At 62.9% G+C, this 15192-nt stretch carries 14 protein-coding genes; 8 read left to right on the forward strand and 6 right to left on the reverse strand.

Annotation, left to right across the window (positions count from 1 at the left end; translation table 11 throughout):
- Positions 1 to 6: 6 nt before the first annotated feature.
- Complete coding sequence (locus tag MU558_RS01535) at positions 7 to 1116, reverse strand: OBG GTPase family GTP-binding protein (RefSeq protein WP_246971361.1); 1110 nt, start codon at positions 1114 to 1116, stop codon at positions 7 to 9.
- Positions 1117 to 1398: 282 nt separating this feature from the next.
- Here MU558_RS01535 and MU558_RS01540 point away from each other — a divergent pair, with 282 nt between their 5' ends.
- Positions 1399 to 1602, forward strand: coding sequence for a VNG_1110C family protein (locus MU558_RS01540; RefSeq protein ID WP_246971364.1), 204 nt, complete (start codon positions 1399 to 1401; stop codon positions 1600 to 1602).
- A gap of 32 nt (positions 1603 to 1634) precedes the next feature.
- Here MU558_RS01540 and MU558_RS01545 read toward each other — a convergent pair whose 3' ends face one another.
- Positions 1635 to 2969 carry a tRNA(Ile)(2)-agmatinylcytidine synthase gene (locus tag MU558_RS01545; RefSeq protein WP_246971365.1) on the reverse strand — a complete coding sequence of 445 codons (1335 nt, stop codon included), beginning with the start codon at positions 2967 to 2969 and terminating at the stop codon, positions 1635 to 1637.
- A 465-nt stretch (positions 2970 to 3434) separates the two neighbouring features.
- Here MU558_RS01545 and merB point away from each other — a divergent pair, with 465 nt between their 5' ends.
- The 3 genes from merB (at position 3435) to MU558_RS01560 (ending at position 6913) form a co-directional block, all read left to right on the forward strand.
- Positions 3435 to 4043 (forward strand): organomercurial lyase, encoded by a 609-nt coding sequence (merB, locus tag MU558_RS01550; protein WP_246971366.1) that lies wholly within the window; start codon positions 3435 to 3437, stop codon positions 4041 to 4043.
- A gap of 193 nt (positions 4044 to 4236) precedes the next feature.
- Positions 4237 to 5205 (forward strand): transcriptional regulator, encoded by a 969-nt coding sequence (locus MU558_RS01555; protein WP_246971367.1) that lies wholly within the window; start codon positions 4237 to 4239, stop codon positions 5203 to 5205.
- Between the two features lie 178 nt (positions 5206 to 5383).
- Entirely contained in the window at positions 5384 to 6913 is a 1530-nt protein-coding gene (locus MU558_RS01560; RefSeq protein WP_246971368.1) for an aldehyde dehydrogenase family protein, read from the forward strand.
- A gap of 41 nt (positions 6914 to 6954) precedes the next feature.
- On the opposite strand, the gene MU558_RS01565 is transcribed toward MU558_RS01560, so the two are convergent.
- The 3 genes from MU558_RS01565 to MU558_RS01575 form a co-directional block, all read right to left on the reverse strand.
- A complete protein-coding gene (locus MU558_RS01565; RefSeq protein WP_246971369.1) occupies positions 6955 to 7515 on the reverse strand; it encodes a V4R domain-containing protein in 561 nt (186 codons plus the stop codon).
- A gap of 386 nt (positions 7516 to 7901) precedes the next feature.
- Positions 7902 to 8147 carry a glutaredoxin family protein gene (locus MU558_RS01570; RefSeq protein WP_246971370.1) on the reverse strand — a complete coding sequence of 82 codons (246 nt, stop codon included), beginning with the start codon at positions 8145 to 8147 and terminating at the stop codon, positions 7902 to 7904.
- 66 nt (positions 8148 to 8213) lie between these two features.
- On the reverse strand, positions 8214 to 9614 hold the full coding sequence (locus MU558_RS01575; protein WP_246971372.1) for an NCS2 family permease: 1401 nt from the start codon (positions 9612 to 9614) through the stop codon (positions 8214 to 8216).
- A 134-nt stretch (positions 9615 to 9748) separates the two neighbouring features.
- Between MU558_RS01575 and MU558_RS01580 the strand changes: the two genes are divergently transcribed.
- The 3 genes from MU558_RS01580 (at position 9749) to MU558_RS01590 (ending at position 12765) form a co-directional block, all read left to right on the forward strand.
- Entirely contained in the window at positions 9749 to 9931 is a 183-nt protein-coding gene (locus MU558_RS01580) for a hypothetical protein (protein WP_246971374.1), read from the forward strand.
- A 721-nt stretch (positions 9932 to 10652) separates the two neighbouring features.
- Entirely contained in the window at positions 10653 to 11891 is a 1239-nt protein-coding gene (locus MU558_RS01585; RefSeq protein WP_246971376.1) for an orc1/cdc6 family replication initiation protein, read from the forward strand.
- A 211-nt stretch (positions 11892 to 12102) separates the two neighbouring features.
- Complete coding sequence (locus MU558_RS01590) at positions 12103 to 12765, forward strand: potassium channel family protein (protein ID WP_246971378.1); 663 nt, start codon at positions 12103 to 12105, stop codon at positions 12763 to 12765.
- A gap of 289 nt (positions 12766 to 13054) precedes the next feature.
- Here the strand turns inward: MU558_RS01590 and MU558_RS01595 are convergent, their stop codons facing one another.
- The gene (locus tag MU558_RS01595) at positions 13055 to 14107 is read right to left on the reverse strand and encodes a DNA methyltransferase (protein ID WP_246971380.1); all 1053 of its coding nucleotides are present in this window, start codon (positions 14105 to 14107) and stop codon (positions 13055 to 13057) included.
- A 104-nt stretch (positions 14108 to 14211) separates the two neighbouring features.
- Here MU558_RS01595 and MU558_RS01600 point away from each other — a divergent pair, with 104 nt between their 5' ends.
- A complete protein-coding gene (locus MU558_RS01600; RefSeq protein WP_246971382.1) occupies positions 14212 to 15180 on the forward strand; it encodes a calcium/sodium antiporter in 969 nt (322 codons plus the stop codon).
- Positions 15181 to 15192 lie beyond the last annotated feature (12 nt).

Below are 15192 nucleotides of genomic sequence, written 5' to 3' on the forward strand. Positions count from 1 at the left end.
GCAGCGTCACCGCCGGAGAATGAGCTTCAGGACGTCCTCGTCCTCGAGGACGTGCTGGTCACCGACCTGCTGTTCGTCGTGGGTCGCGCTGGGACCCGAGACGCGAGCGAACCGGAACCGCTCCTCGAACTCGCCGCCGAGTTTCGAGACGGCGTCTTCGATGGTCGATCCTTCCCTGAGGACGAGCGGTTCCTCCCAGTCGACGCCCCGGCCGGGCTTGTCCATGTACACCCGGATGAGGCCGAGGCTCTCCCACATGCGGTCTTTCAGCGCCTCGAGTCCCTTTTCCGCCTCGGCGCTGATGAACGTCACCTCCCTGGGATCCAGGCCACGCTCGCGGAGCTGCTCGTCGACTTCCGCCTTGTAGTCGGGGTTGATCAGGTCGACCTTGTTCACGCAGGCGATCGAGGGGATGTACTCACGGTTTTCCATCAGCCCGTCGATCAGCCGGTCGATGTCCACCTTCTCGCCGAGATTGACGTCGGCGTTGACGTAGCCCTGGTCGCGGAGGACGTCCTTGATCGTCTCCTCGTCTAGGTCCTGGTCGGCACTCGAGGTGATCTTGATCCCGTCTTTGTGCTTCGGGCGGACGGTGACCCGCGGGGGCTCCTGGTCGACCCGGACGTTGATGTCGTACAGTTCCTCCTGCAGGCGGTCGTACTGTTCGATCTCGAACACCGAGAGGACGAAGACGATCAGGTCGGCGTTTCGCACGACCGAGAGCACCTGCTTGCCGTCGCCCTTGCCGGTCGCCGCGCCTTCGATCAACCCGGGAACGTCGAGAATCTGGATGTTCGCTCCCCGGTGTTTGCACATCCCCGGATTGACGTCGAGTGTCGTAAACTCGTACTCGCCGGTCTCGCTCTCGGCGTTCGTCAACGCGTTCAAAAGCGACGACTTCCCCACGCTCGGGAACCCGACGAGTGCGACCGTCGCGTCGCCCGTCTTCTCGACGGAGTAGCCGGTGCCGCCGCCTGCCGAGGACTGGTTCTCGAGTTTCTCTTTCTTCTCGGCGAGTTTCGACTTCAGGCGGCCGATGTGGGCCTCCGTCGACTTGTTGTAGGGCGTATTGGCGATCTCTTCTTCGATCTCCTCGATCTCCTCCTCGAGCCCCATTTGTCTATACGCAACCGTTCGGGCCGAAAAACCCTTTCCATGCGTCGGGCCGAAAAGTCCCACTCCACGTCGCCTCGTCGAACCCAGTGGAGACTTCGGTGCCTGCAGAAGCGTTCGGTGTGGTCGAGTCTCGTACCTGTCTCGGCTGCCGGCTGGTCGGACGACGTTCTTCGATCCACGCGAACCCGCTGTACCCGCTGCTCGCCCGGCTGTCCCGGTTCAGTTACCGATGCCAACGAACTTCGACACACATAAACGGCTGTTGGTCGTTACGTCGGACGAATGCCGGAACCGTCGAAGCTGCGCGACAGCACGCAGATCGTCCTTCCACGGGAGGCCATACACGGCCTCGAGGCGCAGCTCGACGACGAGTTCACCGTCACGATCTTCGACGAGACCGACGATTACTGCCGGATCATCGGCAGCCCCGTCGAGATCAAACGGGCGAGCAAGTTCCTCGCTCGCCACGGCGTCAGCATGCGATAGCGTCCCCCTCGAGCGGATCGGCGGCCCCCTTCTTATCGTTCCGGGTGCGTCGTCGCGTCGAAGCCACCGCGAACCAGCGGCTTCGCGACGTGGCGACGCGCACACGGTGGCACCTCGTACCACCCTTCCTCGAGGTCACGCTCGAGTTCGACCTCCGCTTTCCCGGCCGCGGTCGTCCCGCAGTCGCGACACCGGTAGCCCTGGTTTCGGCCGGCGCTCTCCATCGATCGGCCGCAGTCGGGGCAGGTCGGCGTCACCCGCTCGGTCCGGACGAGGTCGCGAACCGCGAACTTCTCGAGTTTGCACGTCCCCCGCGAGACCTCCCCGCAGACGGTGAGCCGGTCGCCGACGCGCAGGGCGCGCACGCGGTCCCGGAAGCGTTTGGTCGGCTCGAAAGCGGCACACTCGAGGCGGTCGCCGCCGTCGTCTTGCGTCGCTGCCGCCCCCTCTCGAGTCTTCGGTTCGTTCGCGCGGTCCGAGCGCCCGGCACCGTCCTCGAGCGTGAAGAAGACGTGACCGCCACGCCGGGTTTCGGGTTCTGTGGCGACCGTCCCCTCGAGACGGTAGGCCCTGCCGTCGCGGGCGTCGGCGATCGATCCGTCCCGGAGGTGAGCGTCGGTACCCTGGTTGGTGACGAACAGCTGCGTTCGGTCGACGGGCTCGCTCTCGATTCGACCCGCCACCTCGCGGGCCACGTCGGGGTCGTCGCCGCGGATGCCGTGGAGGATCGGACCGGGCGTGTGGGGGACGCAGACGGTCTCGTCCTCGCCGCAGTCGACGGTGTCCCACGCCTCGGGATACCCACAGTCTGCCGCCGCGAAGACGCTCTCGTGGTCGACGGTTCGCGGCGTTCCCCACTGCTCGGGCTCGCGATAAGAGATGTACTCGTAGGTCCACTCCTCGAGTGTCGTCCAGCTGCCGACCGCCGCGAGCGCGCCAATTTGCCCCCTGCCGTTTCCGAGTCCCCAGCTCCGGTAGCCAGCGGCGTCGATGGTCGCCTCGGCGTCGGCGATCTCGAGAAGGTCGCGGATCGCCTCGCGGGCGAACGTGGCGACGCTTCCCGGCACGTCGTCCGGATCGTGGCCGGCCACCACGAGACCGGGATTGGTTCGGTCGTCGGCCGTCTCGGCGAGCGACTCGAGTTCGTCGCGGGCGACCGAAAACGCCGTCTCGGCGTCGCAGTCGACGTGGATCGCCAGCGCGGCGTTCCCCCGCGTCTTGTACTCGACGGCAGGGTTGAGTCGCACGAGGAGCAGGCGCTCGACGTTGCCAAACTGGCGCAGTTCGTCCGCGATCCGCGCTGCGACGTAGGTCGTGCACATCCCGCGTTCGCGAGAGTCAGTGTCGTCGAGTCCCACGACGGTCATCGACGCTTCGTACTCACTCGAGGGAGTAACGGCTTTCGGGGTGACTGCCAGTGTCCGTTTCGGGATGGCCGTCTCGGGCTCCCGTTTCCCGATCTGCGGGATCTAGATTCGGCCCCCGTCAGCGCCATCGTCGAGATCGACCGACGGCACCGGGACTGACTGCCAATACATCAAATCATTCTCGGATACTGCCTCGTTACGAGGGCGGGTAGGCCGCATCCGACGGTCGTTCGAAATCCGCTCCGTTCCGACCTGACCTTGCTTCCGTGTAGCAATTCTTGCCTCTTGAAAGTACGGATTGGAAACTCGGCTATGCAATTGTCGATGGAATGTGTCACTGAGTGACGACGCGTATCCATGGCCTGAAGGCCGTGGTATTGTGCCTGCTCCGCATACAGGGTAGGTTCTGCCACGCCCTATTTCAATACCAGAGTATTAAATAATTAGGTGTTTTTATTAATTATCGTGCCATCCCCTCAAACCAATCTCTCCGAGATAGAACTCCCAGCCGAGCTTGGTGCTGCGTTTGCAAGTGTCTCTAATAGACAAGAACAGCCAAAAACAGTTCTAGACGCGCTTGACGTGATCGAATCACTCGTTTCTGGGGGAGACCAACTCTCGGTTGAACAGTTCTATCAACCAATGGAAACGAGACATAAAATTACGTTCGCAAATAGTTCTGAATACGTCCCATGTGTGCTCGATGCATTGATTATCGCGAAATGTGCTGGCGAAAATGTTGAGTCGATCAACTCACAACCTCCTACTGAGTCGAGCCCGGTTGAAATTCGGTATCGGGACGGTGACGTCGTGACGGATCCAGACGACTTCGTTATGTCGCTGGGATTGTCGGCAACTGACGGAGGAGATTCTACTATTGAGTCTCAGAATGAATTCTGTTCGATGGGGGAAGTTGACTTGTGTGGGTACATCAATGCTTTCTCATCAAAGGAGGAGTACACACACTGGCAAGTAGCTCTTACAAATGGGGTCGTAATGATGCTCAACGGACAGACGGCAATCAACCTCGCTGCGGCGGCCGCATCGCGGTGGCAGTTCGATTCTTCACTATAGGACTCTACTGGAGTGTCATCTTGTGAGGTCGCCGAGCAGATACTACCCCAGCGTTTATCCTGCTCTCTGGAGTGATACTCGTTCTATGACCCCCTTATATAAGGATATTCCCCGACTTTCGGCGTAATCGCCCGACGTAGGCCGGGCATACGGGGGGAAAATCTCTTATACGAGGAGTCACTTACTTCCGTTTATGTCCCGGTCCGCACTGGTCGGCAACGTCACCGCGATGCTCGAGGACGCGGGCTTTACGGTGAGCGACCGGTGTGCCATCCGACCGAAGAGTTTCGACGTCGCCGCCCGCCGTGGCGACGACCTCGTGCTCGTGAAGATTCTCGGTAACATCGACGCGTTCAACGAGGCGACCGGCCACGAGATGCGTCGACTCGGCACCTACCTCCAGGCGACGCCGCTCGTGATCGGCCTTCGGAGTCGCGACGAGGACCTCAAACCCGACGTCGTCTACTTCCGCCACGGCGTCCCCTCGCTCAGTCCGGACACCGCGTACAACCTGTTCGTCGAGGGTATCCCGCCGCTGATCTACGCCGCACCTGGTGGACTGTACGTCAACATCGACGGTGACTTACTCGCCGACGAGCGCGAGCAACGCGACTGGAGTCTCGGACAGCTCGCGAGCGAACTCGGCGTCTCCCGCCGGACGGTCTCGAAGTACGAAGACGGGATGAACGCCTCCATCGAGGTCGCGATGGCGCTCGAGGAGCTGTTCGACGCGCCGCTGACGAGCCCCGTCGACGTCATCGATGGTGCCGAAGACGTCCACGACGCCGATCCGACGCCCGACGATCCCGAGGCCGATCCCGACGACGAGGAGATCGTCACGGTGCTGACGCGTGCCGGATTCCGCGTCCACCCGACGCTGCGGTCGCCGTTCAAGGCCGTCAGCGAGGACGAAGACGAAAAAGACGACGTCGTCCTCACGGGTCACTCCCAGTTTACGAAAGCCGCGGAAAAGCGCGCCCGGATCATGAGTTCGATCGGCCACGTCACCCGCACCCGGTCGGTCTACTTCGTCGATCGTGCGAAACGCGAGTCGGTCGACGGAACCGCACTCGTCGAACGCGAGGAACTGACCGAACTGCACGACGCCGACGAACTTCGGAAAGTCATTCGGGAGCGCGCCGAGCGAGAAGAGGCAGCCTGAACCCGGCCGGAACGGGCCTATCGTCGCAACAGGTCGTTCGCCGAACGCCATTTTTGTAATATTTAGAAGAGGTTTGTCTCGAGTCTCGACCCAAAACAGTCGCTTGCTACCGATTTTCCAGCCACATGTTCGTACAACCAAACCAATAAATCAGTTACACGTGAAAGTGGGCGCGTACATGACTAGCTTCGAAACGGGTTCTCTCGAAGAGGAGGCGATCGACGAACTCGACATCGCGCCGGCAGATGGGTGGAACGCGCTCTATCTCGACGGCGAGTGGGTACCCGCCGGTGATCGCGACGGGATCGACGTCGAAAACCCCGCGACGCGGCGGACGTTGACGTCGGTCCCGTCGGCCACCGAAGCCGACGTGGACGAGGCGTTTGCGATCGCAAAGAGTGCTCAGGAAGACTGGGCGGAACGTCCACCGCAAGAGCGCGCGGCAGTCGTCTCTCGTGTCCGTGACCTGGTCGGTGAGTACGCCGACGACCTCGAGACGCTGTTCGCCGTCGAGTGTGGGGGTGTCGAGCTCAAAGCCGCCTTCGAGACCGAACTCACACAAGGGACGATGGAAGTCGGTGCGGGACTGGCGATGCGCGACGGCGGCCGGCGGACGGAGTCGGTCACGCCCGGCAAAGAGAACCTGCTCGTACGCGAGCCAGCGGGGGTCGTCGGGGTCATTACCCCGTGGAACTTCCCGCTGTATCTCACCAGTCGCGTCGTCGCTCCCGCGATCGCGCTGGGTAACAGTGTGGTACTCAAACCCGACGAGAACACCCCGCTGACGGGCGGGCTCGTGCTCGCGTCGCTGTTCGAGGAAGCCGGCCTCCCGGACGGCGTGTTGAACGTCGTCCCCGGCTACGGCGACGAGATCGGCGACCACTTCTCGGCACATCCGACGCCGTCGGTGATGTCGTTTACCGGCTCCTCCGAGGTCGGGCGACGAGTCGGTCAGCGGGCCGTCGGCCAGTTCACGGAACCGGCACTGGAACTGGGCGGGAACAACGCCCACGTCGTGCTATCGGACGCAGACCTGGAACGGGCGGTCGACGCCGGTGCGTTCGGCTCGTTCACCCACCAGGGCCAGGAGTGCATCTCGATCAACCGGCACCTCGTCCACGAGTCGCTGTACGACGAGTACGTCGCGGCACTCGCAGAGCGAGCCGAAGAACTCCCCATCGGCGATCCGCGCGAGGAGGGCGTCCTCGTCGGACCGGTCGTCAACGAATCCCAGCGTGACAAGATCGTCGGCCTGATCGAGGAGACCGTCGAAGCCGGCGCGACCGTCGAAGTCGGCGCGACCGTCGAAGCCGGCGGCGATCACGATGGCCTGTTCGTCGAGCCGACGGTGCTGTCGGGAGTGACGAACGACATGCCGATCGCAGCCAACGAGCACTTCGGTCCGGTCGCACCGGTCATCCCCTTCGAGACGGACGAGGAAGCTGTGGAGCTCGCAAACGACACCGAGTACGGCCTGTCCGGCTCGGTCCATTCGGCCGACGTATCCCGTGCGCGAGACGTGGCCGACGCGATGGAAACCGGAATGGTCCACATCAACGACCAACCGCTGAACGACGAACCGCACGTCGCGTTCGGCGGCGTCGGCGCGTCAGGAATGGGTCGGTACAACGACGAGTGGATCCTGGACACGCTGACGACCTTGAAGTGGATCTCCGTCCAGCGCGAGCCTCGAGAGTATCCGTACTGATCGGTCGCGAAGCGTCGACGGCGATCGCTTCCGGTGGTCGTCTACATCTCGACCCACTCGATCCGGTACTGACAGCGTCGTCCACCGTCGGCTCGACACTGTTCACTGACCTCCTCGACCTCTACGGGACTGTCGGCGAACTTCTGTGCGACGCCTCTGATGAGCCCCTGGTCGAGTTCGCACGGATAGGGATTCTCGCAAACCATCGTCCCTTCACCGGATCCGTCTTTGTGGAACTCGTAGAAACCGATCTCGCCGCCGCGATGGTTGTGGTTGTACGCGTCGTCGATCGAGCCGAGAGCCCCCTCGACGCTGGAGATGTCCGGCGGAAACTCGACGTGGTCGGGAAGGTTCTGCCCCATATTCTGCATACTCCCGTCGCCGTACTCCTCGCGCATATCGAACAGCATCGCAAGGGAGCCACGGAGCGGATACCACTCGTCGGGCTCTATGTCGTCGAGGCCGTACTCCGCGAGTTTGTGGCCGATGTGTTTGCCCATCATCGGCGAGACCGACTCGCCAGCGGCGACGTACGACAGCGGACTCCGTCCGATCACTTCTGCGCCCTCGAGTGAGCCGTCGAATCCAGTTCGATCCAGCACCGACGGCACTTCGGCGGACGACGAAGAGTCCGTGCTAGAGAGACCGAGCAGGTTTTTGACCTTACTGCTGGCTGCGGATAAGCGATTACCGATTACCATAGTAGTGAACCGGTTCGCCGTTGTCTACTAATATATTATGGCTGATCGCCACATCCACTGGCGATTTTTGGGAGTTGCGAAGCGACTTAGCATCGGTAGTCGACACCGCACCGCTAGTAACAACTGAAACGATGTACATACTGCTCGCAGCGGAGCGGCCAGTACTGGCGAGATGCCGCCCGTACTGGCGGCCGAGTCGCGAGCAGGTGTGCACTGACTGTCAGTAGCTACGATAGCACTCGCTGGTCGTCGTGGGAACGAATCCAAACGAAGAACTGTCCGATCGGCTACTGGTAGGTCTCCTCGAGGTAGTCGACGATGTCGCTACTCTCGGGCATGCCGTCGACGCCGTGGTCTTCGTCGACGATGACCGGCACGCCGGTCTGTCCGCTCACTTCTTTCACTTCGGTGCGTTCGGCGTGGACTCGCGGTACCTCGACGACGTCGTACTCGAGGTCGAGTTCGTCGAGTTTCCTGCGCACTTTCATACAGAAAGGACAACCGGGCAGGTCGTAGAGTGTAATCGCGCTCATAGACGGTGATAGGGACAGCACCACCATCAGAGCCGCGATCGTCCAATGGATTGCCGGTACCGACGATCAGCCGAGCATCCCGCTCGTGTAGACGTAGAAGTAGCCGACGAGCGCGACGGCGATGAGCCACTGGCCGAGGCGTACGTCCTCGAGGTCGCCCGTCGCGGTTTTGATCAGCGGATACGCGATGATCCCCGCCGCCAGGCCGTTCGCGATGGAGTAGGTAAGCGGCATGATCGTGATCGTCAGCCCGCCCGAGACGGCCCACGCCGGATCGTTCCAGTCGACGTCGAGGACGCCCTGTAACATGATCACGCCGACGACCACGAGCGCGAGAAACGACGCGTACGCCGGAATCAGCGCGATCAGCGGGATCGCGACGAGCGAGACCAGAAAGAGGAGGCCGACGACCAGCGCGGTCAGACCCGTCCGGCCGCCCTCCGCGACGCCGGTCGACGACTCGACGTACGTCGTCACGGTCGAGGTGCCGAGGATGGCACCGACGGTCGTCCCGACCGCGTCGGCCATCAGCGGCCGATCCATGTCGGGGAGGTTGCCGTCGTCGTCGAGGAAGTCGCCGAACTGGGAGACGCCGATGAGCGTCCCCGCAGTGTCGAAGAAGTCCACGAAGAAGAACGTGAACACGACCAGCGCGAACGTGAGCGGATCGACGTCGCGCAGGCCCTCGAGGAACGCGCCGACCAGCGGCGTGATGTCGTACTGCGGGGACGTGACCGCGGCGAACGACAGTTCACCGTCGCTCACGAGCGCCTCGGGGGCAACCTCTTCGGTGCTCGCGAGGCCGACGAACCAGGAGAGCCACCCGAGCAGGGTCGTGCCGACGATCCCGATGATGATCGACCCCGTGATCCCCCGCGCCCAGAGCATGAACGTCCCGACGAGTCCGACGATTGCGAGCAAGGCCGCCGGCGACTGTGCGATCGGGCCGAGCGCGACCAGCGTCGCCTCGTCGGCGGTGACGATCGCCATCTCCTGCAAGCCGATGAACAGCAGAAAGACGCCGATACCGGCACCGACGGAGAATTTCACTGGCTCCGGGAACAGCCGAATGACGTACTCGCGCGCGCCGATCGCCGTGATGGCGATGAAGATGATCCCCTCGACGAACACCGCGGCGAGCGCCGTCTGCCACGGAATTCCCATCCCGAGGACGACCGTGAACGCGAAGAAGGCGTTCAGCCCCATCCCTGGAGCCAGACCGAACGGCCGGTTCGCGTAGAACGCCATCACCGCGATCGCGACGACCGACGAGAGGATCGTCGCGATCGCGATCATCTGGACGGTCTGGATAAAGTTGTAGTTGGGGAGCTGGATCGCATTCGCCAGGATGAACGGATTCACCAGGATGATGTACGACATCGCGAGGAACGTCGTGACCCCGGCTATCGTCTCCGTCCCGACGTCGGTGCCGTGTTCGCTCAACTCGAAGTAGTCTGTAACCCCCATATTGGATGTTCGAGCATAGATACACCCGTCAGTTAAAAGTTCCCTTCCGAGTTTTCGCCGGATCGTTACACGTTCGTGAATATTAGTCGATAATTCGACGGCGAAACGTCGCTGGCTGTGGGCTACCCGGGACGGTGGTGGTCGCCGCCTGTGGGCAACTCGAGGTGATGGTGGTGATGGTAGTGGTAGTGGTAGTGGTAGTGGTAGTGGTAGTGGTAGTGGTAGTGGTAGTGGTAGTGGTAGTGGTAGTGGTAGTGGTGGTGGTGGTAGTGGTGATGGTCGCCGTCATCGGGCGATCGGTCGCCGACCTCGAGTGAGCGATCACGAATCGTCGCCCGGTCGTCTCCGCTTCTCGCTTCGGGGACTGCCTCGTTCGGCCCGTTTCAGGCAGTACGATCGGTCAGACACCACCCATTCAAACGTTTCAGGAGTCGCAAAGCGAGATGGGAGGTGCAGACCGAAGGGGTGACGAGAGAGACACCACTCATTCAAACGTTTTGGTCGAGAGTGTGTGGGGATACTCGAGCGACGCCCCACCAGTGGTTCAAACGTTTTTGGCCGTTTGAGTGGCTATTACGGGCGCTTTTGTCGATGCTGCGAGAAGACATCGACGTCCTTGAGAGGACGCCATCGATATCCTCAAGAACACACCACCCATTCAAACGTTCTCGGAGCGACTGCAGCGCGGGTTTGGTTATCAGTTACCCGTGATAAATCTGGCTATTCTAGAAAGCCTTCCGCAGAGATCGCCCAGAACAACCCCTCTCCCGCCACCTAACGATTGAATCAGTGGTGTCTCTCACCCCTACACCATCGAACGAACCGACCTTCATCATCGAACGAACCACCCTACCCTATCGAACGAACTGACTCTCATCATCGAATGGACCACCCTACACCATCGAACGAACTGACTCTCATCATCGAATGGACCACCCTACACCATCGAACGGATCACACACTATCGAACGAAACGAACGAATCGTTCGTAACGTTCGCATCAACGGGCTTATTACCACGTTGGATAGTTAGCAGATAATGACTCTCTTCGAGCGGTCTGAAGCCATCTTCGAGGACGAGAACGTCCTCCACGACGACTATCAGCCCGAGTCGCTCGAGGAACGCGACGCCGAACTCGAGCAGTACACCGCGTATCTTCAGCCCGTCATCAACGGCTCACAGCCACGGAACATCTTTCTCTACGGGAAGACGGGCGTCGGGAAGACGGCCGTCACGAAGTATCTCCTGCACCACCTCGAGGAGGACGCACGACAGTACGACGACCTCACGGTGACGACGGTTTATCTCAACTGCGAGGACCTGACGAGTAGCTATCGGGTGGCCGTCGAACTCGTCAACACCTTCCGTGGGCCATCCGACCAGATCAGCCGCACTGGATACCCGCTGAACGCCGTCTACGAAAAGCTGTGGACGGAACTCGACCGAATCGGTGGGACGATCCTGATCGTCCTGGACGAGGTCGATTACATCGGGGACGACGACTCGATCCTCTACCAGCTGCCACGTGCCCGGAGCAACGAGAAGATCGACCGCGCTCGCATCGGGATCATCGGCATCAGCAACGATTTCAAGTATCGCGAGAAACTCGATCCCCGCGTCGAGGACACCCTCTGTGAACGCGAGCTCCACTTTCCGCCGTACGACGCGACCGACCTCCAGAACATCCTCGAGAAACGCGCCGCGCTGGCGTTCAAAGACGACATCCTCGAGGGCGACGTCGTCCCGCTGTGTGCGGCGTTCGCGGCACAGGACAAGGGAAGTGCCCGTCAGGGACTCGACTTGCTCCTCGAGGCGGGTGATCTGGCCCGGCGACGGAACGATCCGGTCGTGACCGAAGATCACGTCCGCGAGGCGAAGCAGTTGCTCGAAAAACAACGGATCGAGGAGAGCATGAAAGACCTGACCTCACACGGGCATCTCACCCTCCTGGCCGTGGTCACGTCGACTGTCGCCGATTCCTCACAGGTTCCCTTCCAGAAGCAACAACTCTACGAACAGTACCACGACCTCGCGGTCGCGACCGATCGCGACCCACTCGGCGGCAGAGCGTTCCACAACCACCTCGCCGAACTCTCCATGCTCGGCATCCTCGATCGAACGAAACGAAACGAGGGCAGAGGCGGCGGAATCTACTACGAGTACGAAATCGACGTGCCGATCGACGCGGCCCTCTCGACGCTCGAGAACCTGCACATGAGCGGCGAACTTGACCTGGAATCGCTCCGGCAGAACGCGGCAGCGCAGGGTCTGTTGTGAGACAGCGACACGGCACCTCCCATGCCGCTCGAGGCACCTTTCGTGACGCTCGAGCGTAGTCGGTAGGGACCGCCCCACACACCACCCATTCAAACGTTTCTCGGTCTCGGCTGACGGTGGCGACAGTCACCAACGGCGTCGCGACGACTGCGCGAGTGTAAGATAGAACGAACGTGAACGTATTTCACTGAGGCGAGTGTACCCACACGTCATGAAGTTCGTTATCGTGGGTTACGGTCGCGTCGGCTCACGGACGGTCCGCATCCTGGGCAAGGAGGGCCACGAGGTCGTCGTCGTCGACAACGACGTCGACCGCATCGATCGCATCGAGACCGACGGGTTCCCGGCGGTCCAGGGCGACGGAGACGACGAGGACGTCCTCCTCGAGGCGGGAATCGACGACGCGGACGCCATCGGTGCGTTCACGCCCGACCTCAACGTCAACTTCGCCGCCTGCATGGTCGGGAACCACTACAGCTGTCGGACCGTCCTGCGCATCGACGAGGACTACCGCGAGGAGATCTACGAGAAGTACGCCGACGAGGTCGACGAGATCATCTACCCCGAACGGCTGGGTGCGGCGGGCGCGAAGACGGCGCTGCTCGGCGGCGACTTCAACGTCGTCACCGACCTCGCGGCGAACCTGCAACTGACCGTCCTCCAGATCAAAGACGGGTCGCCGGCCGTCGGCAAGCGCATGAGCGAACTCGAGTTGCCAGATTCCGCACGGGTCTACGCGCACGGACGCGAGTACGAACCGCTGACGATCCCGCTGCCGGGAACTGAACTGGCAGCCGGAGACGAGGTCGCGGTCGTCGCCGAGACCGAGAGCGTCGACGAGGTTCGGGCGGCACTGTTACCGGCGAACTCCTGATCCCGCGGTTCGGTGGGACTGATACGGACCGCTGTAAGTCATTCCCGGGGCAACCGTGAACTGCCCTGCGGTTGCCCCGGTCCACAGTTACAGCAGACCGTATGAACCGGCCGTTCGGAGAGTGTGCCAGGCGCGCGACCGGGGGAAGGATGGGGACGAAAACCGCGTTTCGAGTCTGCGCGCCCGTTCGACGGCGACGCACCGAACGGCCATAAAGATGCGTCAGACGGCCGCGTGACGCGTCATTCGAACGGCCGACTTGCGTCATCGAACGGCCGACGTTGACACGTTACTCGGGCGACCGATCGCCATCGACGCGAAAGACGAGCACGTTCTGGTGGACCATCGACGGGACGAACGAGAACGGATAGCCGTAGACGTGGAGGTCTTTCGTCGGATCGTACCAGATCAGGTTCGCCTTGAGCGTCACTGGTGTCGCGCCTTCGATCGCCCGGGCGAGGTCGGCAGAGAGGAACTCGTAGGACTGCTCGCGGTACATGTCGCCGATGAAGACCACGAGATACCCTTCCGGTTTCACCGCCGTCGCGAACCGCTCGAACTTCTCGGCCATGTCCGCGAGCCAGTCGGCTTTCGACTCCGCCGTCTGGTCACCCGTCGCCGTCTGGTCACCCGTCGCCGCCTCGTCTCCGAACGCGCCGAGTTTGCTCTCCCGGGTGGCGGCCTCGTTGCGCGTCTGCTCGAGTTCGTCCATGTGCCAGTAGGGGACGTCCGTCAGCAGGAGGTCGATCGAGTCTGCGGGCACGTCCGCGATCAACGCGGTGCAGTCGCCGTGGCGTAGCTCCTGGGGGGCAAGCGGCGGCTCGCCGCGCGCCCGTCGCTCGTCGTTCTCTCGCTCGAGGACCTCCTCGTAGATCTCGATCCAGCGTTCGTTGCGCTCGAACCCGATGGCCTCGCGAAGGCCCGTCCCCTCGTGCTCGCAGAAACTCGCACCCAGCAGGGTCCCGCCGACGCCGGCGAACGGGTCGAGTACGGTGTCGCCGACCTTGCTGAACCGCCCGATCAACTCCGCACAGAGTCGCGGCGGCTTCTGGCCGCCGTGTTCGCTTCGCAGGTCGTGCTGGACGTCGGGCGGGTACCGCTCCGTGATCACCGACTTCGTCGCGTACTTCCACTCCCTGCCGGTGAGGTCGTTCACGCGATTGCGCTCGTCGTAGATGCCGCGTCCCTCGAGGTACGTCTGGTGGTCCGCGAGGGCGTCGGTGTCGACGACCTCACCGTCCTCGACTGGAAGGGACTCGTCTCGAGCGCGCTCGGCGTCGAACTCGCCGTCGTCGGTCGTAAAGAGGCGGCTCTGTCGGTGTCCCGCGCCGTCCCCGGTCATGCTCCGCAGTGTTCGTCGGGATAATATAAGCGCTTGGCCTCGCCCGGCATCTCGTGCCGCTCGAGCGGCCGACGTTTTTCCCTGCCGGCCGCGTACGCCGCTTCGTGGCAATCGTCGGCGACATCCTGTTGCTCGCAGTCGGGACGGTAGCACTCGCGCTCGGCGCGCGATGGCTCGTCGATGGGGCGTCGCGACTCGCGCAGTCGGCAGGGATCTCCCCGCTCGTCGTCGGGTTGACCGTCGTCGCCTTCGGCACTTCGGCACCCGAGTTCGCCGTCTCGATCGGCGCCGCCCTCGAGGGTCAGGCCGACGTCTCGGTCGGCAACGTCGTCGGCTCGAACGTCTTCAACATCGGACTCGTCCTCGGCGGGGCCGCCGTGATCGCCCCGTTCAGGGTCAGAAACGTCCTCGTTCGTCGGGACGCCGTCGCGATGGGTGCGACGACCGCGCTGGCACTCGCCGTCCTCGCCGACCTGTCGATCGGTCGCCTCGAGGGCGCGCTCCTCGTCGGGTTGCTCGTCGCCTACCTCGGCGCGCTCTTCGTCGCCGCGCGGGCGTCGACGGCCGACCGGACGGCCGCGCCAGCCGGCTGGGACCCTGCCGACGACGACGCTTCGGCCGCCCGCTCGAGGTCGTGGGTCGACGTCGGTCTCGTCCTCGTCGGACTGGTGCTCGTGGCCCTCGGCGGGCGGGTGCTGGTCGACGCCGCGACGAGGCTCGCTTTAGACGCCGGCGTCTCCGAGTGGCTCGTCGGTGTGACGCTGGTCGCGGCCGGCACCTCGCTGCCGGAACTCGCCACGTCGGTCGTGGCCGCACGGCGTGGTGCGGTCGCCATCGTCGCCGGAAACGTCGTCGGCTCGAACGTCTTCAACCTGCTCGGCGTCCTCGGCGTCGCCGCGCTGATTCGACCGCTGAGCGTCGACGCCACCGCGTTGCTCGGCCTGGCGTGGCTGCTCGTCCTGACGGCGATCACGACGGTCCTGCTCGCGACCGGTCGCCGACTGACGCGACTCGAGGGACTCACACTCGTCGCGTTGCTGCTCGTCTACTGGGGTGCGAGCGTCCTCGCGTGATCGACGCTGCGC

Origin of the sequence: Natribaculum luteum, assembly GCF_023008545.1 — an archaeon.
In the GTDB taxonomy this organism is placed as follows: domain Archaea; phylum Halobacteriota; class Halobacteria; order Halobacteriales; family Natrialbaceae; genus Natribaculum; species Natribaculum luteum.

What these genes read in the sequence shown, in the direction of transcription:
- MU558_RS01535 (WP_246971361.1), bottom strand. Translation starts at nt 1,116, where the DNA reads ATGGGGCTCGAGGAGGAGATCGAGGAGATCGAAGAAGAGATCGCCAAT.
- MU558_RS01540 (WP_246971364.1), top strand. Translation starts at nt 1,399, where the DNA reads ATGCCGGAACCGTCGAAGCTGCGCGACAGCACGCAGATCGTCCTTCCA.
- MU558_RS01545 (WP_246971365.1), bottom strand. Translation starts at nt 2,969, where the DNA reads ATGACCGTCGTGGGACTCGACGACACTGACTCTCGCGAACGCGGGATG.
- MU558_RS01555 (WP_246971367.1), top strand. Translation starts at nt 4,237, where the DNA reads ATGTCCCGGTCCGCACTGGTCGGCAACGTCACCGCGATGCTCGAGGAC.
- MU558_RS01560 (WP_246971368.1), top strand. Translation starts at nt 5,384, where the DNA reads ATGACTAGCTTCGAAACGGGTTCTCTCGAAGAGGAGGCGATCGACGAA.
- MU558_RS01570 (WP_246971370.1), bottom strand. Translation starts at nt 8,147, where the DNA reads ATGAGCGCGATTACACTCTACGACCTGCCCGGTTGTCCTTTCTGTATG.
- MU558_RS01575 (WP_246971372.1), bottom strand. Translation starts at nt 9,614, where the DNA reads ATGGGGGTTACAGACTACTTCGAGTTGAGCGAACACGGCACCGACGTC.
- MU558_RS01585 (WP_246971376.1), top strand. Translation starts at nt 10,653, where the DNA reads ATGACTCTCTTCGAGCGGTCTGAAGCCATCTTCGAGGACGAGAACGTC.
- MU558_RS01590 (WP_246971378.1), top strand. Translation starts at nt 12,103, where the DNA reads ATGAAGTTCGTTATCGTGGGTTACGGTCGCGTCGGCTCACGGACGGTC.
- MU558_RS01595 (WP_246971380.1), bottom strand. Translation starts at nt 14,107, where the DNA reads ATGACCGGGGACGGCGCGGGACACCGACAGAGCCGCCTCTTTACGACC.